The following is a 23,247-nucleotide window of genomic DNA, read 5'->3' on the forward strand; positions in this document are numbered from 1 at the left end:
CTCCCGATGATCTCCTGTTGTTCCCCATAGGATTTCATCTGAGCAGTCCGGCCGAACCACCTCCAAAAGCTTACACGATTCCGGAGGGTGCCCGTGACACTTTCACCATGTCACAGGCGGCGTGTGTCGGAATTAACGCTTCTTGCCGCGCTTTTCCCGGACCCGCATGTTGACCTCGATCGGTGTGCCCTCGAAACCGAAGGTTTCGCGGAGCCGGCGGGTGATAAAGCGGCGGTAGCCGGGGTCGAGGAAGCCGGTGGTGAAGAGCACGAACTTCGGCGGCCGGCTGGAGGCCTGGGTGCCGAAAAGGATGCGGGGCTGCTTGCCGCCGCGGACCGGGTGCGGGTGTGCGGCCACCAGTTCGCCGAGGAAGGCGTTGAGGCGTCCGGTGGGGATGCGCTTGTCCCAGCTTTCCAGTGCGGTGTCCAGGGCCGGAACCAGCCGGTCCTTGTGCCAGCCGGTCTTGGCCGAGATATTCACGCGCGGGGCCCACGCCACGTGGGCGAGGTCCTGCTCGATTTCGCGTTCGAGGTAGGTCCGGCGTTCGTCGTCGAGCAGGTCCCATTTGTTGAACGCGAGCACCAGCGCGCGGCCGGATTCGATCGCCAGCTGCAGGATGCGGACGTCCTGCTCGCTGAGCACTTCGTCCACGGCGAGGAGCACGACGGCGACCTCGGCCTTTTCGAGCGCGCTCTGGGTGCGCAGCGAGGCGTAGAAGTCCGCGCCCTGCGCCATGTGCTGGCGGCGGCGGATGCCGGCGGTGTCCACGAAGCGCCAGGTGCGGCCGCCGAGTTCGATGAACTCATCGACCGGGTCGCGGGTGGTGCCGGCGGTGTTGTCGACGACCACGCGCTCGGAGCCCGCCAGCTTGTTCAGCAGGGAGGACTTGCCGACGTTCGGCCGGCCAATCAGTGCGATGCGGCGCGGGCCGCCGCTGCGCTCGAGGCCTTCGATGGTGGAGAACTCCGGGAGTGTGTCCATCACGTGGTCGAGCAGGTCGGCGACGCCGCGGCCGTGCAGCGCGGAGACCGGGTAGGGTTCGCCGAAGCCGAGGCCCCAGAGGGCGGCCGAGTCGGCTTCCTGGGCGAAGTCGTCGACCTTGTTGGCCACCATGATGACGGGCTTCTTGGACTTGCGCAGCATCTTCATGACGCCTTCGTCCGTGGCGGTCGCGCCGACGGCGGAGTCCACCACGAACAGCACGGCGTCGGCGAGCTCCACGGCCATCTCGGCCTGCTCGGCGACGCGGGCGTGGATGCCGCGGGCGTCGTGTTCCCAGCCGCCGGTGTCCACCACGGTGAAGTTCCGGCCGTTCCAGTTGGCGGAGTACATCACGCGGTCGCGGGTGACGCCGGGGGTGTCCTCGACGACGGCTTCGCGGCGGCCCAGGATGCGGTTGACCAGGGTGGACTTGCCGACGTTGGGGCGGCCGATGATGGCCAGGACCGGGTCGAGCTTGACCGGGCCGTCGAAGTCTTCGTCCTCGTAGCGGCCGCTGAGCAGGGCGGCGTCTTCCTCGTCCAGTTCGTAGTCATCCAGGCCGGCGCGGAGCGAGGCCGCGCAGAGTTCGGCTTCCTCGTCGTCCAGGGCGGCAAGGTTCTCAGCCACCTGGTCCGTGCCGGTGGGCGTGTATTCGTCTTCGCCGGCGCCGAAGTGGCCGGGGGTTTGAGTCGTATCGCTCATTGCACTTTCCTTAGGTGGTGATCTGCCGGCGTCCCGGCTACTGCTGTCTGGCGTTCTTGCGGGGAATCCGCGTCGGGCAGGCCCTGCCCGGTGGACTGAATGGTGTCCTGGACGTGCCGGGCGAGGGCGGCGCGGATCTCGGTTCCCACCCTGTCCATTGAAGCACGCCCGGTCTCGCCGGGCCTGCGGCTGAGATTGAGGGCGCCACCGAAGCTGACGTGCAGCCGGCGGCCGGGCCGGGGAACCGCATTGAGGTGCTCGCCGCCGATCCTGGTGCCCAGGATGGCGACAGGGATCACGGTGGCGGCCGAGTTCAGCGCGAGCCAGGCGACCCCGTTGTTGATCGTGGCGGCCTCGCCGCTCCCGCGGGTGCCCTCGGGCAGGATCCCGACGCACCGTCCGGCGTCGAGGACGCTCTTGGCCCGCTGCAGCGCGGTCCGGTCACCGGAGCGGTCCACCGCCAGCTGGCCGGAGGCTTTCAGTACCAGGCCCGGGAAGCCCCGGAACATCTCCTTCTTGACGAAGATGTGCATCGGCCGCGGCGCGGCCCCGAACATCACGGGACCGTCGAGGAAGCTGATGTGGTTTCCGGCGAAGATGACCGGTCCGGCGTCCGGCACGTTGGCGCGGCCCTTGACGGTGGTGCGGTAGACCAGGTGGTCCAGGATCCAGCCGACCGGCCGGCTCCAGGCCATGGTCCCGTCGAGGAACGCCCGGCCGGGCTGCCCCGCCCGGACTGCGCCTTCAGTCACGGTTGATGGCCGTGTGGTTGAGAACCTTGTGCACGATCCCGAGGGCCGCGTCGACGGTCTGGGCGAAGTCCAGGTCCGAGGAGTCCAGGGTGACCACGCCGTCGGCGGCCTGGGTGAAGTTCACCACGGTGGAGTCCTTGGCGTCCCGGGCCGTGACCTGCGCGGCGAGTTGTTCGGCGTTCTGGCTGCCGCCCAGCTGGATGCCGCGGCGGCGCAGCCGGGCCTCCTCGCTGGCGGTGAGCAGCATGCGCACCTCGGCGTGGGGCGCGACGACGGTGGTGATGTCCCGGCCCTCCACCACCATGCGGCGGTGGTGCTTTTCGATCAGCTCGCGTTGCCGGCGGATCAGTTCGGTACGGGCGCCGAGCGTCGTGGCGACGGCGCTGACCGCTGCGGAGATGGCAGGCTCACGTATGGCCTCGGTGATGTCAGTCCCGGCGACCCGGACGTATTCGTCCTGGGGGCTGGTGCTGATCTCGAGCTGGAGGCCCTCGGCGGCGGCCTCGATGGCCTCGCCGTCGGCCAGGTCCGTGCCGCTGTCCAGGCAGAACCAGGTCAGGGCCCGGTACATGGCGCCGGTATCGAGGTACGCCAGCCGGAGCCGGCGTGCCACCTCTTTGCTGACGCTGGATTTGCCGGAGCCGGAGGGGCCGTCGATCGCGACGACGAGGCTCTTGCCGGGGCGGACGATGTCCACCGTTTCGATGAGTTCCTGGGTCATTACTGGAGTACCCGCCATCCACGGTCGTTGAGGGCTTCGATGAGCAGCTCGTGCTTGTTGGGCAGCACGGAGAGTTCCACCATGCCGACATTCTGTCCCGAGGAGTGGTCCAGACGGAGGTCCTCGAGGTTGACGCCGATCTCGCCGATCTCGGTCAGGAGCTTGGCGATCTGGCCGGGCGTATCGTCCACCAGGACGGTCAGCCAGGAGTACGCCTGCGGCGGCCCGCCGTGCTTGCCCGGGATCCGGGACTGGCCGGCGTTGCCTTCGCTGATCAGCTGGGCCAGGTCCAGCCTGGCGCCCGGCGCCGTCGGATCCTCCAAGGTGCCGATCAGCCGGTTCAGGTCCTCGCGGACGCCGTGCAGGATGTCCACGACCTTGTCCGCGTTGGCGCCGAGGATCTGCACCCAGAGCGTGGTGTCGCTCGCGGCGATCCTGGTCACGTCCCGCAGGCCGTTGCCGGCCAGCGAGAGGGCGTGCAGCGGGGTTCCCTGCAGCCGGCTGGCCACGAGGGAGGACATGACCTGGGGCAGGTGCGAGACCAGTGCCACGGCTTCGTCGTGTTCCTCGGCGCCGAATTCGGAGACGACGGCGCCCAGGTCACCGGCCAGCGCACGGGCGGCCTGCAGCGCCTCGGGCCGGGTTTCGGGCGTTGGGCAGATCACCCACGGCATCGAGGTGAACAGCTCGCCGCGGGCGGCGACCGGGCCGGACTTCTCCCGGCCCGCCATCGGGTGTGTTCCGACGTAGCGGCCCAGGTCGGCGCCGCGGGTCCGCAGCTCCGCCAGGATGGACGCCTTGACGCTGGCGATGTCCACCACCACGGCCTCCGGGTAGTCCGCCAGGGCGCGGGCGACGACGTCGGCGGTCACGTCCGGCGGCGCGGCGACCACCACGAGTTCCGGCGCCTCGCCCTCAAGGCGCGCCAAGGGCAGGCCGGCGCCGATGTCGACGGCGACGGCCTGGTTGGTCGGCGAGGGGTCGGAGAGGTACACAGCGACTCCGCGGCCGCGGAGCCCCAGCCCGATGCTGGTGCCCAGCAGCCCGGTCCCCACAACCACCACCGGGCCGTTGAGGTGGCCGCGGCCGTGGGTGCGAAATGCAGACATGCCTACAGCCCCACGGATGCCAGCAGGTGGCCGACTTCCTGCTTGCCGAGGTTGCGGATGCTGCCCTGGCGCTGGTCGCCCAGGCCGATGGGTCCGACCTTGACGCGGACCAGCCGCAGCACAGGGAATCCAACGGCGTCGAAGAGGCGCCGGACAATGCGGTTCTTGCCCGAGTGCAGCACGACCTCGATCAGCACGTGGCCGGGGGTCGAGTCGACGAGCTTGAAGGAGTCCACGGAGGCGATGCCGTCTTCGAGTTCGATGCCGGCCTTGAGCTGCGCGCCGACGCCCTGCGGGAACGGCCCGCGGACCTGCACGAGGTAGGTCTTGGGCACCTCGTAGGAGGGGTGCGTCAGGCGGTTGGCGAGCTCGCCGTCGTTGGTCAGCAGGAGCAGTCCCTCGGTGGCGACGTCGAGCCGGCCGACGTGGAAGAGGCGTTCGCCGTGGTGGTTGCGGACGAAGTCGCTGATGCAGGGGCGGCCGTCCGGATCCTCCATGGTGGAGACAACGCCCTTGGGCTTGTTGAAGACCATGTAGACCATGTTCTCGTCCAGCTGGATGCGGAGGCCGTCAACATGGATCACGGCGGTCTTGGGGTCGACGCGCACGCCGAGTTCCGTCACGACCTGGCCGTCGACCTCGACGCGGCCTTCGGCGATCATTTCCTCGCAGACGCGCCGCGAGGCGACGCCGGCGGAGGCCATGACCTTCTGCAGGCGGACGCCGTCGGCGTCGTGCAGCTCGGACTGCGGCACGGGCCCGCGCGGGCCGCGCTTGCGGGTGGGCTTGCGGACGGGGCCGAGGTTCTGGCCGAACCGTTCGCTGCCGAACGCGCTGGAACCGGTGGCCTTGGCCGCCCCCGCGCCGATGCGCGGCTTGGGCTTGAGCGCGCCCGGGGTGCCGGGAGCCTTGCCGGCACCGGGCTTGCGGGCCGCGGGCTTCCGTGCCGGCTTCGCGCCGGCCTTCCGGTCAGCCTGCTCGGGGGCTCCGCCGCCCGGGTTTAGGTCCGGGTCAACAAAAGCCTCTTCGCGCGGCTTGGGCCGCTTGAACGGACGGTCGACGCCGCCCTTGGAGAAGTCGCGCTGGCCGCGGCCGGCGCCGCCCGCACCCTGGGTGCGCGCTGATTGTTGTCCGGCGCTGGTGCGTCCCGAACTGTTACGTGGTGAACCCTGGCGTCCCGCCTGTGTCATGACCCGTCCTTCGTTTGGTGGCCCGCGACGGCTGCCTCACGGCAGTCCCCCACCGGCCGGGCAAATGGTTCTGCCCTGGTGGATACTCTTACGCAGGCAGCATTCCTGCCTACATTCTTCCTGCGTCGTAAAACTCTGCTATGCCTTCAAGCCCTGGAAGATGGGGTGAAAGCTGAGGCAACTCAGCCACCGAGCCGATTCCCATGCGTTCGAGGAAATACGACGTCGTGCGGTACAGGATGGCCCCGGACTCGGGATCGTTTCCCGAGTCTTCGATCAGGCCGCGCTGGGTCAGCGTCCGCACCACCGAGTCAACATTGACCCCTCGAATCGCAGAGACCCGCGCCCTGGAGACGGGCTGGCGGTAGGCGATGACGGCGAGCGTTTCGAGCGCCGCCTGCGTCAGCCTGGCACTTTGCCCTTCCAACACGAAGCCGCCTACGACGTCGGCGAACTCCGCGCGGGAATAGATCCGCCAGCCTCCGGCGATATTCCGCAATTCAAAACCCCGGGGGGCGGCACTGAATCCAGCAGTATTCAACGACGTGCTGGCCTCATCCGCATCCGGGGCATTACCAGTATAGCCGTTATACTCCCGCTGCAGTTCCCCGAGCAGACCCTCGACGACGTCGACCGTCAGGTTCAGGCCGGCGGCCAGCTCCGTGGCCGTGGCCGGCTCGTCGATGACCATCAGCACCGCTTCGAGGGCCGCGCGGGCGCCGCCGGGCAGCGCTGCCAGGTCGGGAACGCCGGGCTCTCCGGCGTCGGCGGGAAGGTTGGGCGCGTCGCTCACGGCTGCTCCTCGTATTCTTCACTCAGGTTCTGGCTGCTCCAGTCCGCGTCGTCGGCGGTCCAGTGCACGGACAATTCGCCGAGGGGAAGTAGCTGGTCGAAGGCCACCGCCTTGTCCCGGAACATCTCCAGCAGGGCAAGGAACCGGGCCACCACCACGAGGGTGGATTCGGCGTCGGCGATCAGGGACCGGAAGGTGAGCGGCTTGCCGAGCCGCAGCCGCAGTCCGAGGATTTCCGCTTGTTCCTTCACGCTGACCGGCGTCCCGTGCAGGTGGGCGAGGCCGACCTCGGTGGGGGCGGCGTCCTTGGGTTTCAGGGCCGCCTCGGCGAGGGCCGCGAACTCCGCGGGGCTGTGCTTCCAGACCAGCTCGGGCAGCAGCGCGGCGAAGTGGCCCTCCAGGGCGACCTGCCGCGGGTAGCGCCGGGCCTCCAGCTCCAGGGTGGAGGCGAGCAGCCCGGCGACTTGTTTGAAGGCCTTGTACTGCAGCAGCCGGGCGAACAGCAGGTCGCGGGCCTCGAGCAGGGCGATGTCCTCGTCGTCCTCGACTTCGCCGGCGGGCAGCAGCCGGGCGGCCTTGAGGTCCAGCAGGGTCGCGGCGATCACCAGGAACTCGCTGGCTTCATCCAGGGCCCAGTCCTCCCCCAGCCGCTGCAGCCCTTTGATGTATTTGATGAACTCGTCCGTGACCGTGGCCAGCGCCACCTCGGTGATGTCCAGCTGGTGTTTGGAGATCAGTCCCAGGAGCAGGTCGAACGGGCCGGTGAAGTTCTCCAGCCGCACCTCGAAGCCCGGCTTCTTTCCGGACGGCGACAGTTCGGCCGTCGGGGCTGTCGCTGCCACGGCCGTGGTTAGGGTGCGCCGCCGCGCGAGATCAGCTCTTTGGCCAGTCGGCGGTAGGCGTCGGCACCGGCGTGGTTGCCCGCGTAGCTGGTGATCGGTTCGGCGGCGACGGTGGCGTCGGCGAACTTGATGGAGCGCTTGATGACGGTTTCGAAGACCTTGTCGCCGAAGGCTTCCACCAGCCGGGCGATGACTTCGCGGCCGTGCAGGGTGCGGGCGTCGTACATCGTGGCGAGCACGCCGTCGACCTGCAGGCGCGGGTTCAGCCGGTCCTGGACCTTGTCGATCGTCTCGACCAGCAGCGCCACCGCGCGGAGGGCGAAGAACTCGCAGATCAGCGGGATGATGACGCCGTGCGCCGCGGTGAGGGCGTTGACGGTGAGCAGGCCGAGGGAGGGCTGGCAGTCGATCAGGACGACGTCGTAGTCGTCCTCGACCTTCTTCAGCGCCCGGTCCAGGACCTGTTCGCGGGCGACCTCGTTGACCAGCTGGACTTCGGCGGCGGAGAGGTCGATGTTGGCCGGCAGCAGGTCCACGTTTTCGACGCCGGTCTTCTGGATGGCATCGCGGATGTCGACCTTGCGGTCCATCAGGACGTTGTAGACCGTCAGGTCCAGTTCGTGCGGGTTGGTGCCAAGGCCGGCGGAGAGCGCGCCCTGCGGATCGAAGTCGACCAGCAGCACCCGGCGGCCGTATTCGGCCAGCGCCGCCGCGAGGTTGATCGTGGACGTCGTCTTGCCCACGCCACCCTTCTGGTTGACCATGGCGATGACCCGGGCCGGGCCGTGGGAGGACAGCGGCGCGGGCTCCGGGAAATCGCGGTAGGGGCGCCCGGTGGGGCCCATGACGGCGTCGTCCAGGTCGAGTTCTGTGCCTTCCAGAGTGGCTGAACCCTGTTCGCTGCTCACGTATCTATCCACACTTTCGATGACGGTGATTTTCCTGCCGGATCCGGCCGGTCCGGCGCTGCCTGCTGAGGCTGGCTCCGCCCGGCACGGATCGTTATTCCTCCCAAGGTTACAGCCCCCGACACGGTATTCGACGGACCTTGACAACCGCCGACCGGCGCGTCTGACCCTCTGGTAGAGGTCGAGGGTTCCGCTCCGGCGGATCCCGGGGGCACGCAAAACCGCCCGGACGCGGGTGGCGCGTCCGGGCGGTTTTGGTGTGAGGTGAAAGCGGAGCTGCCGGTGCTTAGGCGTTGGCGGGCACCGGGTGTGCGGGCTGGGCAGCCGGCACAGCAGCGGGCTGCTCAGCCGCGTGGCCGGCGATCATGGTCTGCTCGTCGAACGGAGCGGCTCCGGAGAGGACCCGCTCGACCTGGCCGCCGTCGATCTCCTTGACCCAGGTGCCGATCAGGACGGTCGCCACGGCGTTGCCGGTGAAGTTGGTCAGCGCGCGGGCCTCGGACATAAAGCGGTCGATGCCGACGATCATGCCGACGCCGCCGAGCAGTTCCGGCTTGTGGGCCTGGAGGCCTGCGGCCAGGGTGGCCAGGCCGGCGCCGGTGACCCCGGCGGCGCCCTTGGAGGCGATGATCATAAAGATCAGCAGCGAGATCTGGGCGCCGAGGTCCAGCGGGGTGCCCATGGCGTTGGCGACGAACAGCGAGGCCATGGTCAGGTAGATGGCCGTGCCGTCCAGGTTGAACGAGTAGCCGGTGGGCACCGTGACGCCGACGACCGGCTTGGAAACACCGAGGTGTTCCATCTTCGCGATCAGGCGGGGCAGCGCCGCTTCGGAGGAGGACGTGGAGAAGATCAGCAGGTATTCGCGGCCGAGGTACTTCATCAGGCGGAAGATGTTGACGCCCGAGACGACCTGGAGCAGGCCGCCGAGGATCACAACGATAAACACTGCACAGGTGATGTAGAAGGCGATCATCAGGGTGGCCATGCTGATGATGGCCTGGACGCCGGTGGCACCGACGACGGCGGCGATCGCACCGAAGGCGCCGACCGGGGCGAGCCACATGACCATGATGAGGATGCGGAACACGAGGGCCTGGCCGTGGCCGATGGCCTTCAGGATCGGGGTGCCCTGCGGGCCCATCTTCTGCAGCGCGAAGCCGACCAGGATGGCGGCGAGCAGGGTGGGCAGCACGGGGATGTCACTGGGGATGATGCCGAGCAGGAAGTCGACGGTGCTGTCCGTCGCTGCCTTCTTGTTCGGATCGTACGGGGCGAGCTTGAGGCCCTCACCCGGGTGGATCAGGTTGCCGACGACGAGGCCGATGGCCAGGGCGAACGTCGACATCACAATGAAGTAGCCGAGGGCCAGGCCGCCGACCTTGCCAACCGTGGCGGCCTTGGCGATGGAGCCGATGCCGAGGACGATGGTGCAGAAAATGACGGGGGCGATCATCATCTTGATGAGCTTGATGAAGCCGTCGCCGAGGGGCTTGAGGGACTTCCCGACCTCCGGGAACATCAGGCCGACGAGGGCGCCGAGGACGACGGCGGCGATGACCGCGATGTAAAGGTAGTGGGACTTGTCCAGACCCTTGCGCTGCTTGACCGGCGCCGCGGCCGGTGCCGCTGACTCTCCTCGTTGAGAGGCCATGGTGTTCTCCTTGGATAGGCTGGACTTCGATGCGGCTTGGGGCGCGCATCACGTCCGTTCTGCGTGTTCCTCCATCATTGGGGATGGAGTGACGCGCATCACCGTTGCGTTCATATTGGTCATGGAAGGTGCCGTTGATCCATCACTGGAGCATTGCCCGCAGGCTGTTCGTGGCCCACCTGCTGTTCATGCTGGCCCTGACCGCCGTCGTCGGCACGGCGACGTTTGTGGACGCCCGCGACCACGCCTACCAGGAAGCGGGCCGGCGGATGGCGGGGATCGCCACCGCGGTGGCCGACAACCCGCTGGTCCTGCAGGCGGCGGCCTCCCCCGACCCGTCCGCGCGGCTCCAGCCCTACGCCCTGCAGGTGATGCGGGACGCCCGCGCGGACTTCATTACGATCATGGCGCCGGACCGGACCCGGTGGACCCATCCCCGCGACGAGGAGCTCGGCAAGCCGTACATCGGTTCGATCGACGCCGCCCTGCGGGGCGAGGTCATCACCGAGATCATGGCCGGGACGCTCGGGCCTTCGGTGCGCACCATCGCCCCGGTCAAGGACGCGGACGGCACGGTCCGGGCCCTGGTGGCGGCGGGCGTGACGGTGGGGACGGTGGATGTCGCGTTTTCCGGCCGGCTCCCGGCCCTGCTGGCGATCGCTTTCGCCTTGCTGGCGGCCGGATCGGTGGCCTCCTGGCTGCTGGCCCGGTACCTGCGCCGGGTGACCCGCGGCTGGGGCCCGGAGCAGCTCGCGCAGCTGTTCGCCTACTACGAATCGGTGCTGCATTCGGTCCGTGAGGGGGTGATCCTCATCGATCCCAGGGGCAAGGTGGTGATGTATAACGACCAGGCGGCCGCGCTGCTCGGAGTCCCGCCCCGCGCGGTCGACGGCGTGGCCCCGGGCGACGGCGTGGCCCCGGCCGGCCGCGGCGCGGCGGGCGGTCGGGGCGCGGCGGCACCGTCGCTGGCCGAACTGCCGCTGGCCCCGAGCCTCAAGGACCTCTTCGAGTCCGGCCGGACCGCCCAGGACGAAATCCACCTCACCGGCGAGCGCGTGCTCGTGGTCAACCAGGGCCCGGCGGTGGGTCCCCGCTCCCCCGCGTCCCGCCAGCGCCAAACTGCAGGTCCGGTCTACGGCACGGTCGCCACCATCCGGGACCGCACGGAAATCGAGTCCCTTGGCAGCGAACTGGAAACCATGCGCACACTCTCGGACGCTCTCCGCGCCCAGACCCACGAGCACGCCAACCGGCTGCACACGATGGTGTCCCTGATGGAGCTGGGCCGCGCCGCCGAGGCCCTCGATTTCGCCACCAAGGACCTGGAGCTGAGCCAGCGGCTGACGGACGACCTGGTCAGCTCCCTGGAGGAGCCCGTGCTCGGCGCGCTCGTCATGGGCAAGGCGGCCGAGGCGCACGAACGCGGCGTCGAACTGATCCTCACCACCGGCGGCTCCACGGCGGTGACCGGGCTGGCCGTCCAGGACCTGGTGGCCATCCTGGGCAACCTGCTCGACAACGCGATCGACGCCGCCGCCGATGCGCCGCCGCCGCGGCTGGTTGAGCTCTCGGTCGTCTCGGAGGGCGGCGCCCTGCAGATCTCGGTGGAGGACAGCGGCCCCGGCATCGATCCGAATGCGGTGGAGGACGTCTTCCGGCACGGTTTCAGCACCAAGGCCCCGGGGCCCTTCGGGCGCGGGCTGGGCCTGGCGCTGGTCCGCCAGGCCGTGCAGCGGCTGGGCGGTAGCATGAGCATCACCAGCCCGGCCGGGGCTCTGTTCCGGGTCACGCTGCCGACGGCGCCGGCCCCCGCAGGCTCCGCAGATGAACCCGCCGATGAACCCGCCGGGACAGCGAAGGAACAGCAATGAGTGACATCCGCGTACTCGTCGTCGAGGACGAACCGATTGCCGCGGCGGCCCACGCGGCCTACATCGGCCGGCTGGACGGCTTCACCCTGGCCGGCTCCGCCCCGGACGGGCAGTCCGCCCTGCGCCTGATGACGGAGCTGTCGGCCGCCGGGCAGCCCGTCGAGCTGGTCCTGCTGGACATGAACCTGCCGGATCTGCATGGCCTGGACATCGCCCGCCGGATGCGCGCCTCCGGCCTGTTCGCCGACATCATCGCCATCACCGCGGTGCGCGAACTGAACATCGTTCGCAGCGCCGTCGCGACCGGCGTCGTGCAGTACCTGATCAAACCCTTCACCTACGCCACCTTCGCGGACAAACTGCGCAGCTACCGGCAGTTCCGCGAGCAGCTGGCCTCCCCCGGACCGGGCGGCGCCGGGGCCGGGGCATCCCAGAGCGACGTGGACCAGGCCTTCGCGAGCCTCCGGGCGCCGTCGGAACTGCCGCTGCCCAAAGGCCTGTCCGGGTCCACCCTGGAGGCCGTCCAGGACTTCATGAAACAGCAGGCCGGGGCCGTGTCTGCCAGCGAGGTGATGGAGGCGCTGGGCATGTCCCGGGTCACCGCACGCCGGTACCTCGAATACCTCGCCGACGCCGGCACGGTGTCCCGCACCGCCCGCTACGGCGCGCCCGGCCGGCCGGAAAACGAATACCGCTGGAGCCGGTCCGGGTCCTAGCTGGACACCTGGCCCTGCCGCTCCCCCGCGGCACCAGGCCGCAGCGTCTCCAACAGCTGGTCGATCACACCGGCGTCCTCGATCGTGGAGGGTACCACGTAGTCGTCGCCGTCGGCGATCTGGCGCATGGTCTTGCGCAGAATCTTGCCCGAACGGGTCTTGGGCAGCGCCTCCACCACGGTGACATGCTTGAAGTCCGCCACGGCGCCGATGTCGCGCCGAACCAGGGCGATCAGGTCCTTGACCAGCACCTCCTCCGGCACGTCCACCCCGGATTTGAGGACCACGTAGCCGCTGGGGCGCTGGCCCTTGAGCGGGTCCGCGAGGCCGATCACGGCGCATTCGGCGACAGCCGGGTGCTGGCCGATCACCTGCTCCATGGCCCCGGTGGAGAGCCGGTGGCCGGCAACGTTGATGATGTCGTCGGTGCGGCCCATCACAAACAGATAGCCGTCCTCGTCCCGGTAGCCGGAGTCACCGGTGGCGTAGTAGCCCTCGAAGGCCTGCAGGTAGGAGGAGATGTAGCGCTCGTCATTGCCCCAGAGCGTCGTCAGGGTGCCCGGCGGGAGCGGCAGGCCCAGGACAATGTTGCCCTCGGTGCCGGCCTCCACTTCCTCGCCCGCGCCGTCGAGGATCCGCAGCCTGAAGCCGGGCATTGGCACACTTGGCGAGCCCGCCTTGATCGGCAGCCCGTCCAGGCCGCGCGGGTTGGCGCAGATGGCCCAGCCGGTCTCGGTCTGCCACCAGTGGTCCACCACCGGGACGCCGAGGACGCGCGACGCCCAGTGGAAGGTGTCGGCATCCAGCCGCTCGCCGGCGGCAAAAAGGGTCCGCAGGCTGGAGATGTCGTACTGCCCGAGAACGTTCGCTTCGGGGTCGGCCTTCCGGATGGCGCGCAGCGCCGTCGGCGCGGTGAAGAGCACATTGACCTTGTGGTCCTGGATCACGCGCCAGAACGCTCCGGCATCCGGGGTGCCGACCGGCTTGCCCTCGTAGATCACGCTGGTGGCGCCCGCGAGCAGCGGCCCGTAGACGATGTAGGAGTGTCCCACCACCCAACCGACGTCGGAGGCGGTCCACATCACGTCTCCGGGGCCGACGTCGTAGATGTTCTCCAGCGTCCAGCTCAAGGCGACGGCGTGGCCGCCGTTGTCCCGCACCACGCCCTTGGGGGCGCCGGTGGTCCCGGAGGTGTAAAGGATGTAGAGCGGGTCGGTGGCCTTGACGCCAACCGGGTCCGCGGGCTCGGCGGCTGCCATCGCCGCGTCCCAGTCCAGCCAGCCCGCATGGTCCGCCGCAGATGCCACGAACCCGTCCCGCGCCTTGACCAGCACGGGGATTTCCGGGGTGCCGGCCAGTTGAAGCGCCTCGGCGACGGCCGGCAGGTATTCAATCCGGCGAGAGGGTTCGATCCCACCAGAGGCGGTGACCACCGCGGCGGGGGCGGCGTCCCGGATCCGGGCGGCGAGTTCCTTCGGCGCGAAACCGCCGAAAACTACCGAATGGACCGCGCCGAGCCGGGCCGTGGCCAGCATCGCGATGGCAGCCTCGGGGATCATCGGCATGTAGATCACCACGCGGTCCCCTTTGCCCACCCCCTGGCCGCGGAGCACCCCGGCGAAGCGGGCCACGAGGCCGGTGAGCTCGGCATAGCTGAAGGGCTGCTGGATGCCCAGCATGGCCGAGTCGTAGATCAGGGCGTCCTGGGCGCCGCGGCCCTCCGCCACATGCCGGTCCAGGGCGTTGTAGCAGGTGTTCAACTCGCCGTCCGGAAACCAGGCATAGAGCGGGGCGCGGGCGGCATCCAGCGCGCGGACCGGCGGTGTGCTCCAGGCGATTTTCTCGGCGGCCTCGAGCCAGAATTCCTCGGGCTGCTCAACGCTGCGTTCGTAGCTGTCCCGGTAGCTGCTGGTGACCATGAAGTAATCCCGTCCACGACGTTGTGATGCAGCTCATGGTAGCCCGGCGGGGGTCCCTCCACAAGAGCTGTGTATACAGTGGACGGCGTAATTCCCCCTTTCTACACAAAAAGCTGGGCCAGCACTCGAATTGTGTATACACTGTTGGGGTCAGCCAACGAAGGAGTCAGGATGCGCGCCAGCGACAAGGCCTATGCGGCCCTGCGCGAGGACATCATCGAATGGCGTCTGGCGCCCGGAACCGTGCTCGCCGAAGTGGAGCAGTCCGAGCGGCTGGGCATCTCCCGGACCCCGCTCCGGGAAGCCCTGAGCCGGCTCACCGCCGAAGGGCTGACGACGACGGCCGGCGGCCGCGGCGTCGTCGTCACCGACATCTCCCTGGAGGACATCGACGAGCTTTTCGAACTGCGCGAAACCCTGGAGGGCAAGGCCGCCGCGCTGGCGGCCGAACGCGGCGACGCAGCGACGTTCGAGCTGCTGCAGCGCGAGCTGCTGCGGGCGCCGGAACTGATCAACGGGGCCGATCCCGCGCGGCACGACTATTACAGCCTGGTCGGCCGGCTCGACACCGCCATCGACGCCGCAATCTCCAATTCCTACCTGGCCCAGGCCATGCGCAGCCTGCGTGTGCACTTGGTCCGGGTCCGCAGGCTGGCGGCCGACGACGCCAAACGCCTCACCGCCGCCGCCGCCGAGCACGCCGCCATTGCCGAAGCGATCGCCGCCGGCAACCCCCGGCTCGCTGAGGCCGCCACCACCGTGCACCTGCACCGCAGCCTTTCCCACGTCAAAGCCACCCACGTACCTCACTAGAAGGAGAACCATGGTTAAGGAACACCACGTCCGCGTTTACAAGAGCGAGGAAAACCTGGCCCGCGAGGACCAGCTCGCCTACAAAATCGCCAAGGTGGCGGCGGATCCCGTCGCGGTCTCCGACGAGGTCACCGACATGGTGATCAACCGCGTGATCGACAACGCCTCGGTGGCCATCGCGTCCCTGAACCGCGCTCCCATCGTCGCGGCCCGCGCCCAGGCGCTCACCCACGGCCCCAGCACCGGCGGCAAGGGCTCGAAGGTCTTCGGCATCGAGGAGCGCGTGGCGCCCGAATGGGCGGCCTGGGCCAACGGCGTGGCCGTCCGCGAACTCGACTACCACGACACGTTCCTCGCCGCGGACTACTCCCACCCGGGCGACAACATCCCGCCGATCCTCGCCGTCGCCCAGCACGTCGGTTCCAGCGGCCAGGACCTGGTCCGCGGCATCGCCACCGGCTACGAGATCCAGGTCAATCTGGTCAAGGCCATCTGCCTGCACAAGCACAAGATCGACCACGTCGCGCACCTGGGCCCGTCCGCCGCCGCCGGCATCGGCACCCTGCTGGGCCTCGACGTCGAGACCATCTTCCAGTCCGTCGGCCAGGCGCTGCACACCACCACCGCCACCCGGCAGTCCCGCAAGGGCGAGATCTCCACCTGGAAGGCGCACGCGCCCGCGTTCGCTGGCAAGATGGCCGTTGAGTCCGCCGACCGTGCCATGCGCGGCCAGACCTCCCCCGTGCCGATCTACGAAGGCGAAGACGGCGTCATCGCCTGGATGCTGGACGGCCCCGACGCCAACTACACCGTGCCGCTGCCCGAGGACGGCGAAGCCAAGCGCGCCATCCTGGACACCTACACCAAGGAACACTCCGCCGAGTACCAGGCGCAGGCGTGGATCGACCTGGCCCGCAAGCTGCACGGCGAACACCCCGAGGTCACCGACCCGGCCAACGTCGAATCCGTGCTGATCAAGACCAGCCACCACACCCACTACGTGATCGGCTCCGGCGCCAACGACCCGCAGAAGTACAGCCCCACCGCCAGCCGCGAGACCCTGGACCACTCCATTCCGTACATCTTCACGGTCGCCCTGCAGGACGGCGCCTGGCACCACGTCGACTCCTACGCCCCGGAGCGCGCGGGCCGCCCGGACACCGTGGAACTGTGGCACAAAGTCACCACGGTCGAGGATCCGGAATGGACCCGCCGCTACCACTCCCTGGACATCGCGGAGAAGGCCTTCGGCGGCTCCGTCGAGATCACCCTCAAAGACGGCACCGTCATCACCGACCAGATCGCCGTCGCCGACGCCCACCCGCTGGGCGCCCGGCCGTTCGCCCGCGAGCAGTACGTCAACAAGTTCCGTACCCTCGCCGCCGGCCTCGTGGCCGAGGAAGAGATCGAGCGCTTCCTCGCCGCCGCCGCGCGGCTGCCCGAGCTGGCCGCCGGCGAGCTGGACCAGCTCAACATCAAGGCCGCCGACGGCGTGATCGACCTGGCGTCCGCACCGAAGGGACTCTTCTGATGCTGTATTCGAAGACCACACCGGAGCAGAAGCGGATCCGTTTCCGGGAGCTGCTAGCCTCCGGGACCATCCAGCAGTTCCCGGGCGCGTTCAACCCGCTCTCGGCCCGGCTGATCGAGGAGAAGGGCTTTGCCGGGGTCTACATCTCCGGCGCCGTCCTCGCCAATGACCTGGGCCTACCGGACATCGGCCTGACCACCCTCACCGAGGTGGCCACCCGGGCCGGGCAGATCGCCCGGATGACCGACCTGCCCTCGATCGTCGACGCCGACACCGGCTTCGGCGAGCCGATGAACGTGGCGCGCACCGTGCAGGAACTCGAGAACGCGGGCCTGGCAGGCCTTCACATCGAGGACCAGTTCAACCCGAAGCGCTGCGGCCACCTCGACGGCAAGAACGTTGTGGACCTGGAGACCGCCACCAAGCGGATCCGGGCCGCGGCGGACGCCCGCCGGGACCCGAACTTCCTGATCATGGCCCGCACCGACATCCGGGCCACGGATGGGCTGGAGGCGGCGCAGCAGCGGGCCAAGGCCCTCGTGGAGGCCGGCGCGGACGCGATCTTCCCGGAAGCCATGAAGGACCTCAGCGAGTTCCAGGCGATCCGCGACGCCGTCGACGTGCCGATCCTGGCCAACATGACCGAGTTCGGCAAGAGTGCGCTGTTCACGGTGGACGAGCTGGCCGGCGTCGGCGTCAACATGGTGATCTACCCGGTGACGCTGCTCCGTAGTGCCATGGGCGCTGCTGAGCGTACTCTGGAATCGATCAAATCCGACGGCACCCAGGAGGCACAGGTTTCGAGCATGCTGACCCGTGCGCGGCTCTACGACCTTGTGGACTACGAGGCCTACAACCGCTTTGACACCGGGGTGTTCAATTTCCAGATCCCCGGCATCTGACACCCCCACCGGACTGCCGGCCCCGGCCGGTAAACAGGCGTTAGGAACAAAGGAGTTCAGCATGGCTGAAAATGAGATCAAAAAGGGCCTTGCCGGCGTCGTGGTGGACTACACCGCGGTGTCCAAGGTCAACCCGGACACCAATTCGCTGCTCTATCGCGGCTACCCCGTCCAGGAGCTGGCCGCCAAGTGCAGCTTCGAGGAAGTGGCGTACCTGCTGTGGAACGGGGAGCTGCCCACCGAGGAGCAGCTGGCCGAGTTCACCGCACGCGAACGCGCGGGACGTGCGCTGGACCCGGTGGTCAAGCAGGTCATCGACGCGCTGCCGACGACGTCGCACCCGATGGACGTCTGCCGGACGGCGGCTTCGGTAATGGGTGCCCGGCACCCGCTCGCCGAGGACTCTTCGCGCGAGGCCAACATGGCCAAGGCGGTGGACCTGTTCGCCGCGATGCCGGCCGTGGTCGCCTACGACCAGCGGCGCCGACACGGCCAGGGTGTGGTGGAGCCCCGCGACGACCTGGGCTACTCCGCCAACTTCCTGTGGATGTCGTTCGGCGAGGAGCCGGTCCAGGAAGTCGTGGAGGCCTTCAACGTCTCGATGATCCTGTACGCCGAGCACTCCTTCAACGCCTCGACCTTCACGGCCCGGGTGATCACCTCGACGCTCTCCGACCTGCACTCGGCCGTCACGGGTGCGATCGGAGCGCTCAAGGGCCCCCTGCACGGCGGCGCGAACGAGGCAGTAATGCACACCTTCGACGAGATCGGCATCCGGCAGGAGGAGTCACTCGACGAGGCAGCGGTGCGGGCGAAGGCCTGGATGGAAGACGCCCTGGCGCACAAGAAGAAGGTCATGGGCTTCGGCCACCGCGTCTACAAGCACGGCGACTCCCGCGTTCCCACTATGAAGGCCGCCCTGGACAAGATGATCGCGCATTACGGGCGTCCGGAGCTACTGGGGCTCTACAACGGGCTTGAGACCGCCATGGACGAGGCGAAGGCAATCAAGCCGAACCTCGATTACCCGGCCGGTCCCACGTACCACCTGATGGGCTTCGACACCGCGACGTTCACGCCCCTGTTCGTGGCGAGCCGGATCACCGGCTGGACCGCGCACATCATGGAGCAGCTGGACTCGAACTCCCTGATCCGCCCGCTGAGCGAGTACAACGGCGTGGAGGAACGGCACGTGCCGTAGTTCCTGCCACGAGTAAAAGCGCGGGCCGGCCACCTTGGAGAGGTGGCCGGCCCGCGCTTTTTGTTGATTAAAGGCGCTGCTAGCCCGCGGTGAACTTCAGCGAGGTGATCATGCGCTTCGCGTTCAGGTACTCCGGGGTCTGCATGTAGGCCCGGGCGGCGTCCATCGAAGGGAAGGACTTGACTCCCTTGCGGGCCGGGTCTTGCTGCGTCTCGCCCGCCCGGACCGAAAATTGGTCGGCGAAGGAGTACATCGGCGGGTCGGCGAGGGTGGTGACGACGTTGTAGAACATGCAGGTGGTGCCGTTCTGCCCGGCCACGGAGTTGGTCAGCCCGTAGGTGGCGGAGACATGGTCCGCTTCCTGGAGGGCGCGGAAGACAAACCTCGGCGTGACAGACCCCTTCGTGGCCTGGTACGGGAGATCGACTTCAACTGTATCCAGCACCGTGTAGGGAACGGCGCCCTGGCACGCGCCCCCCAGCCCGCCCGACGGGCCAAAAGTCAGGGAGGCCACCACCACACCGGCCTCATCGGCGACGTCGACTGAGTTGCCGGCGTAGGCGGAAGCCCCGGGCGTCGGGGACACACGCCAGGCGGCCGGATACTCGAAGCTCGCCCTCGAATCGGCGGTGGTGAAAGTCTTCCATTCTCCGGCGGCAGCTGCCCCGGTTGCCGGAACGGAGGCGTTGGCCGCGGGGGACGTCGCGGACGCCGATGGCGCGGCGGTGGGCGCCGTCGTCGTCGAAATGCCTGCGGATGCCGTGGGAGAGACTACAGCGGCCGTCGAAGCTGCTGCGGGGGCCGGCTTCCCTAATCCCATGGTTCCGGCCAGGGCAACGCCCCCGGCCACGGCCGCCAGAGCCACGGCGACGACAACGGCCGCCCACACCCGGCGCCGCCGAACCCCGGTGTTTGGGGACTGTTCGTCGTCGTAACTGTCTTCGTTGTAACGCTCGGCGTTGCGATCTCTCAAGTCCATGCCCTGCCCCCAAAGTGTGAGTGTGCCGCTCCCGACTTCAACGACGAAGAGCGCGGATTGCCGCGTGTGAGAGTCGATCCCTAGGCTACCGGCCCGTGACGGCATTCGGGGTAATTCCGCGCCGCCAACTTAGGTGGTGCGGGGTTACGGATCATCCGGGCGCAGAGGGGTACCTGACCGACGCGACGGTTTCGTTGTCCTCGTTGAGGACGACAACGACGTCGATCGTCTCCCCCGCCAGCGCCGGAGGCAGCCAGTGCTCCGCGTCCTGCCACATCCTCTCCAGTGGCAACGATGCGGCGTCGAACCATTCGGGCGTGATTTCCGGGCTTTCGGCGGGCTCGCCCTCCCAGCGCCGGGTGGTGAAAAGCCGGCAGGACATGTTCCACGCGGGCCGGGCGGGAAAGATGAACTCGACGACGCCGGCGTGGGCGAGGTCCTCCTGGAGCACCACGACGCCGGATTCCTCCCAGACCTCGCGGACCACGGCCTCGGCGTCGCTCTCCCCTGGCTCCACATGGCCGCCGATGCCCACGATCTTGCCGAGGCCGAAGCCGGTCCGCTTCAGGCCCAGCAGGACCTCGGTGCCGCGCCCCGATTCGCGGAGCAGGAAGCAGAGGGTGACTGGTGTAGACGTCATGTGCTCCACCCTATAACCGGCGCCGTGGACCGCAGTCACCCGGCGGCCGGCCCGTCTCCCACGAGCTGCGGGCGCAGTTCAACCGGTATCCCTTTCTGCGCGAATTGTTTGTCCATAGCCTGCTGCGGCGTGAGGCCTTCGTTGTTCGTGGCCTGGAACTCCCAGTTCAGGACGTCGGACCACGGCTGCCGGACATCGCACAGGAACCGTCCGTTCTGGAGTTTGGCGATCTTGAACCAGGCGTTGCCGCCGTCGAGCTGGAGTGCCCTGATCCCGTCATCGGAGATGGAGTAGGCAAGCCATCCGCCGGCACAGCCCAGCACCGTGTAGTAGCCCTGTTCTGCGGGGGCGATCGGGATGATTGCCCGCACCTGGTCACTGCGCTGTTGGTCCACGTTGTCCAAAGTGCAGGCGACTCCGCCGGTGCTCAAAGCCGCCTGCGTGGGGGTCGGGGTGGGAACGGCGGCGGACGGCGTTGGGGAGTTTGGCGAGGAGGTGGCCGAGACAGCAGGGGCCGGGGAGCCGGTCTGTGCTGGCCCGGGCGCCGGCTGTGGCATCAGGCTGCCGCCGACAACCACGGCGGCCACCACCGCTGCGGCGGCGAGCACGGTCGCCGCGGCCGTCCTGACGCCAGTCCTTGCCCCGGAGCGCCGCGCCGGAGTTCGCCCTGCGAGGCTGACGACATTCGGGTCGTCAGAGTAGACAATCGAGCGGGCCTGCTGACTTCCGGGGACTGCGCCAGGTGCTCCCACCCGCGGCTTGGCATCCCTCATGAGCTGTTCGATGCGGTCCATGGCTAGTCCTTCCGTTCGGTCATGAGGTGTGAGGGGGCGGCCTTTGCGAACGCACGGCGGGCCCGGTGCAGGCGGACCGCTGCGGCCGACGTCGAACATCCCAGCGCCTGGGCGAGTTCAGCGGTGGTCAGATCGTCCCAGTAGCTGAGCATCAGCACTTCACGGTCGCGCTCCCTGAGTTGCACGAGCACTTCCGCCACGGCGGACCGTTCTTCGGGGTGTGGTGCGGGGACATCGGTGCGGGCTTCCTCTTTGAGCCGTTCCACCAGATCCTGTCTGCGCCGGCGGCCCTTGTACTCATTCCCGACGACGTTTCGCGCGGTCGCCAGGAGCCACCCGATTCCCGGCGGCTCCGGGAGCTGTTTTTCCCAGGCGATCCTGAAGACATCGGCAGCAAGTTCCTCAGCGCGGTGCCCGTCGTTGATGCGGCACGCGATGTAGCTGTACACCCGCGCGGAATGCTGGGTGTGCAGGTCTATGAATGCTTGCTCTTTCGCAGCCAACATGGTGGTTCCCCCGGACCTCGGATGACTTCTTCCTGAAGACTAAGTGTCCCGTCAGGCAGGTTTTCTTACACGAACCAATAACAACATTCACCGGGCGAGGATTCTGGCAGGATGTGCTGATGGCCTTCACTTTGCGCGAACCCACGCTTCCGGATGCACCCCTGATCGCCGAACTGCACGTGGCCACATGGCGGGAGGCGTACTCTCATTTGCTGCCCGAGGGGTTCTTCACCGCGGAGTACGTCCAGGGCAGACACCTGATGTGGAACCAGATTCTTGAGAATCCACGCCCGGATTGGACGATCAGAATCGCGGAGCACAACGCGCAGATCATCGGTTTCGGTGTTGCCGGCCCCAGCTACGGAGCGGAAGGCCAGGACCTCCCCCGCGATCGTCAACTCTTCAGCCTGTACGTGTCGGCGGAGCACTACGGAACTGGCGTGGGACAGGGGTTGCTGGACGCGTCTGTTGGCGATGCTGCGGCCATGTTGTGGGTCGCAAAAGACAACCCCCGGGCGATCGCTTTCTATCGTCGCAACGGGTTTGCGTTCGACGGTACGGAGCAGATCGACCCGGGTGCTCCACGGATCGTCGACGCCCGGATGGTCAGGTAGGAAACGGTCGCTGTGGTACGAAACCGGCGGCGCGACCAGGGGGCCTGTCGTTAGCGACGCCACGGGCCGGTCAGGCGCAAGGCAGCAGGGAGCTTTCGGGCACAGGGTGCCCGGCCGCGAACAGGTGCCAGTCCGGTAGGGGGTCCTCAGGCAGCTCGGCCTCCGGACCTGGGTCGAGGTATTGTCCGGGATCCGGGGGTGGTTCCGCTTCGAGCTCCCACCCAAATTCCTGGACTTGGATCATATGCGCAGCAACGGCTGGCGGCGGCCAGTGGGGTGGTTCCCAGTCCTGGTGTTCGCTGGGGTAGGTCCGTCCTGATGGTGAGGTCCAGCCTGGCGGGTGGTTCTTGCCGCCCGCGGTGGGTCTCCACGCGGAGCCGTGTTTGAGGCGGTGGTGTTTGCGGCAGGGCTGGCCGAGGTTGGCGATGCCGGTGGTCCCGCCGTCGGCCCAAGCCAGGAGGTGGTCGGCGTCGTTGTCGAGGGAGGCGTTGTTGCAGCCGGGGAACGGGCATTTGCCGTCGCGCAGGCGGAGCCATTGCCGCAGGGCCTTCGGGACCCGGTAGCTGGTCCGGCCGATTTCCAGCGGGGCGCCGTCGCGCGGGTCGGTCAGGACCCGGTGGAACGACTCGGCGCCGTCCGCGACGAGGCGGCGGGCCATCGATGCCGGGATCGGCCCGTATCCGTCCAGCATTGCCGGTTCGTCCGTGGCACCCAGCAGGGACAGGGCCGGGACTGTGACCAGGACCTGCGCCCGGGGCGACGGAACGCCACCGGTTCCCGTGCCGTCGTCGGGCGTTAGGGAGTCAGTGCCGCTGCTGAGGAGCCACGTCGCGGCGATGTCGGCGCGGAGCTGGGTCAGGGTCCGGGTTTCGGCCGGGCCCTGCAGGGCGCGGGCGGCAGCGGTGGTTCGTTCCCAGATCCCGGCGGCGGTGTCGGCCGGCAGGTAGGCCGAAAGCCAGGCCATGCCGTCCCGGTCCGGGGCGTATTCGACCCGCCGGTCCCCGGCACTCTTGGTGTGGCGCGCCTGGATGCTGACCGGGTGGTGGCGTTCGCGCCAGGCGCGCGCCTTCGCCCGGAACCGGCCCGGGACGAGCTCCCCGGCGCCGCAG

22 protein-coding genes are annotated in these 23,247 nt (G+C 68.5%); 7 read left to right on the top strand and 15 right to left on the bottom strand.

Annotated elements, in window-relative coordinates; genetic code table 11:
- Positions 1–132: 132 nt before the first annotated feature.
- The 9 genes from der to ABLI39_RS14305 form a co-directional block, all read right to left on the bottom strand.
- Complete coding sequence (gene der / locus ABLI39_RS14265; RefSeq protein WP_349414100.1) at positions 133–1,683, bottom strand: ribosome biogenesis GTPase Der; 1,551 nt, start codon at positions 1,681–1,683, stop codon at positions 133–135.
- Positions 1,680–2,378 (bottom strand): lysophospholipid acyltransferase family protein, encoded by a 699-nt coding sequence (locus ABLI39_RS14270; RefSeq protein ID WP_349414122.1) that lies wholly within the window; start codon positions 2,376–2,378, stop codon positions 1,680–1,682. Before ABLI39_RS14270 ends, der begins: the two co-directional genes overlap by 4 nt.
- A 49-nt stretch (positions 2,379–2,427) precedes the next feature.
- Positions 2,428–3,156 (bottom strand): (d)CMP kinase, encoded by a 729-nt coding sequence (gene cmk, locus ABLI39_RS14275; protein ID WP_349414101.1) that lies wholly within the window; start codon positions 3,154–3,156, stop codon positions 2,428–2,430.
- Positions 3,156–4,265: a prephenate dehydrogenase gene (locus tag ABLI39_RS14280; RefSeq protein ID WP_349414102.1), complete on the bottom strand. Its 1,110-nt coding sequence runs from the start codon at positions 4,263–4,265 to the stop codon at positions 3,156–3,158. The genes cmk and ABLI39_RS14280 overlap by 1 nt, the downstream gene beginning before the upstream one ends.
- Positions 4,266–4,267: 2 nt before the next feature.
- On the bottom strand, positions 4,268–5,455 hold the full coding sequence (locus tag ABLI39_RS14285) for a pseudouridine synthase (protein WP_349414103.1): 1,188 nt from the start codon (positions 5,453–5,455) through the stop codon (positions 4,268–4,270).
- Between the two features lie 109 nt (positions 5,456–5,564).
- Positions 5,565–6,146, bottom strand: coding sequence for an SMC-Scp complex subunit ScpB (scpB, locus tag ABLI39_RS14290; protein ID WP_349414123.1), 582 nt, complete (start codon positions 6,144–6,146; stop codon positions 5,565–5,567).
- Positions 6,147–6,244: 98 nt separating this feature from the next.
- The gene (locus ABLI39_RS14295) at positions 6,245–7,090 is read right to left on the bottom strand and encodes a segregation and condensation protein A (RefSeq protein WP_349414104.1); all 846 of its coding nucleotides are present in this window, start codon (positions 7,088–7,090) and stop codon (positions 6,245–6,247) included.
- Between the two features lie 8 nt (positions 7,091–7,098).
- Positions 7,099–7,998, bottom strand: a complete 900-nt coding sequence (locus ABLI39_RS14300) for a ParA family protein (protein ID WP_349414105.1) — start codon at positions 7,996–7,998, stop codon at positions 7,099–7,101.
- Positions 7,999–8,284: 286 nt separating this feature from the next.
- Positions 8,285–9,652 (bottom strand): cation:dicarboxylate symporter family transporter, encoded by a 1,368-nt coding sequence (locus ABLI39_RS14305; RefSeq protein ID WP_349414106.1) that lies wholly within the window; start codon positions 9,650–9,652, stop codon positions 8,285–8,287.
- 134 nt (positions 9,653–9,786) lie between these two features.
- On the opposite strand from ABLI39_RS14305, the gene ABLI39_RS14310 reads away from it, so the two are divergent.
- The gene (locus tag ABLI39_RS14310) at positions 9,787–11,523 is read left to right on the top strand and encodes a sensor histidine kinase (protein ID WP_349414107.1); all 1,737 of its coding nucleotides are present in this window, start codon (positions 9,787–9,789) and stop codon (positions 11,521–11,523) included.
- Positions 11,520–12,239: a response regulator gene (locus tag ABLI39_RS14315; protein WP_349414108.1), complete on the top strand. Its 720-nt coding sequence runs from the start codon at positions 11,520–11,522 to the stop codon at positions 12,237–12,239. The genes ABLI39_RS14310 and ABLI39_RS14315 overlap by 4 nt, the downstream gene beginning before the upstream one ends.
- On the opposite strand, the gene ABLI39_RS14320 is transcribed toward ABLI39_RS14315, so the two are convergent.
- Positions 12,236–14,158: an AMP-binding protein gene (locus ABLI39_RS14320; protein ID WP_349414109.1), complete on the bottom strand. Its 1,923-nt coding sequence runs from the start codon at positions 14,156–14,158 to the stop codon at positions 12,236–12,238. The genes ABLI39_RS14315 and ABLI39_RS14320 overlap by 4 nt on opposite strands.
- A 171-nt stretch (positions 14,159–14,329) precedes the next feature.
- On the opposite strand from ABLI39_RS14320, the gene ABLI39_RS14325 reads away from it, so the two are divergent.
- The 4 genes from ABLI39_RS14325 to ABLI39_RS14340 all read left to right on the top strand — a co-directional run bounded on the left by ABLI39_RS14325 (position 14,330) and on the right by ABLI39_RS14340 (position 18,605).
- Positions 14,330–14,971 carry a GntR family transcriptional regulator gene (locus ABLI39_RS14325; RefSeq protein ID WP_349414110.1) on the top strand — a complete coding sequence of 214 codons (642 nt, stop codon included), beginning with the start codon at positions 14,330–14,332 and terminating at the stop codon, positions 14,969–14,971.
- Positions 14,972–14,981: 10 nt separating this feature from the next.
- Positions 14,982–16,502 (top strand): MmgE/PrpD family protein, encoded by a 1,521-nt coding sequence (locus tag ABLI39_RS14330; protein ID WP_349414111.1) that lies wholly within the window; start codon positions 14,982–14,984, stop codon positions 16,500–16,502.
- The gene (gene prpB / locus ABLI39_RS14335; RefSeq protein WP_138769677.1) at positions 16,502–17,404 is read left to right on the top strand and encodes a methylisocitrate lyase; all 903 of its coding nucleotides are present in this window, start codon (positions 16,502–16,504) and stop codon (positions 17,402–17,404) included. The genes ABLI39_RS14330 and prpB overlap by 1 nt, the downstream gene beginning before the upstream one ends.
- A 61-nt stretch (positions 17,405–17,465) precedes the next feature.
- Entirely contained in the window at positions 17,466–18,605 is a 1,140-nt protein-coding gene (locus ABLI39_RS14340; RefSeq protein ID WP_349414112.1) for a bifunctional 2-methylcitrate synthase/citrate synthase, read from the top strand.
- 79 nt (positions 18,606–18,684) lie between these two features.
- Here the strand turns inward: ABLI39_RS14340 and ABLI39_RS14345 are convergent, their stop codons facing one another.
- The 4 genes from ABLI39_RS14345 to ABLI39_RS14360 all read right to left on the bottom strand — a co-directional run bounded on the left by ABLI39_RS14345 (position 18,685) and on the right by ABLI39_RS14360 (position 21,524).
- Positions 18,685–19,584, bottom strand: a complete 900-nt coding sequence (locus tag ABLI39_RS14345; RefSeq protein WP_349414113.1) for a DUF1330 domain-containing protein — start codon at positions 19,582–19,584, stop codon at positions 18,685–18,687.
- Positions 19,585–19,735: 151 nt separating this feature from the next.
- A complete protein-coding gene (locus ABLI39_RS14350; RefSeq protein WP_349414114.1) occupies positions 19,736–20,224 on the bottom strand; it encodes an 8-oxo-dGTP diphosphatase in 489 nt (162 codons plus the stop codon).
- A gap of 35 nt (positions 20,225–20,259) precedes the next feature.
- Positions 20,260–21,018, bottom strand: a complete 759-nt coding sequence (locus ABLI39_RS14355) for a hypothetical protein (protein ID WP_349414115.1) — start codon at positions 21,016–21,018, stop codon at positions 20,260–20,262.
- A 2-nt stretch (positions 21,019–21,020) separates the two neighbouring features.
- Entirely contained in the window at positions 21,021–21,524 is a 504-nt protein-coding gene (locus ABLI39_RS14360; RefSeq protein WP_349414116.1) for an RNA polymerase sigma factor, read from the bottom strand.
- A 119-nt stretch (positions 21,525–21,643) separates the two neighbouring features.
- Here ABLI39_RS14360 and ABLI39_RS14365 point away from each other — a divergent pair, with 119 nt between their 5' ends.
- A complete protein-coding gene (locus ABLI39_RS14365; RefSeq protein ID WP_349414117.1) occupies positions 21,644–22,138 on the top strand; it encodes a GNAT family N-acetyltransferase in 495 nt (164 codons plus the stop codon).
- Positions 22,139–22,208: 70 nt separating this feature from the next.
- Here the strand turns inward: ABLI39_RS14365 and ABLI39_RS14370 are convergent.
- Positions 22,209–23,247, bottom strand: a 1,039-nt coding sequence (locus tag ABLI39_RS14370; RefSeq protein WP_349414118.1) for an HNH endonuclease signature motif containing protein, incomplete at its 5' end; no start/stop codon positions are given.

It is taken from the genome of Pseudarthrobacter sp. B907, assembly GCF_040137805.1.
Lineage (GTDB): Bacteria > Actinomycetota > Actinomycetes > Actinomycetales > Micrococcaceae > Arthrobacter.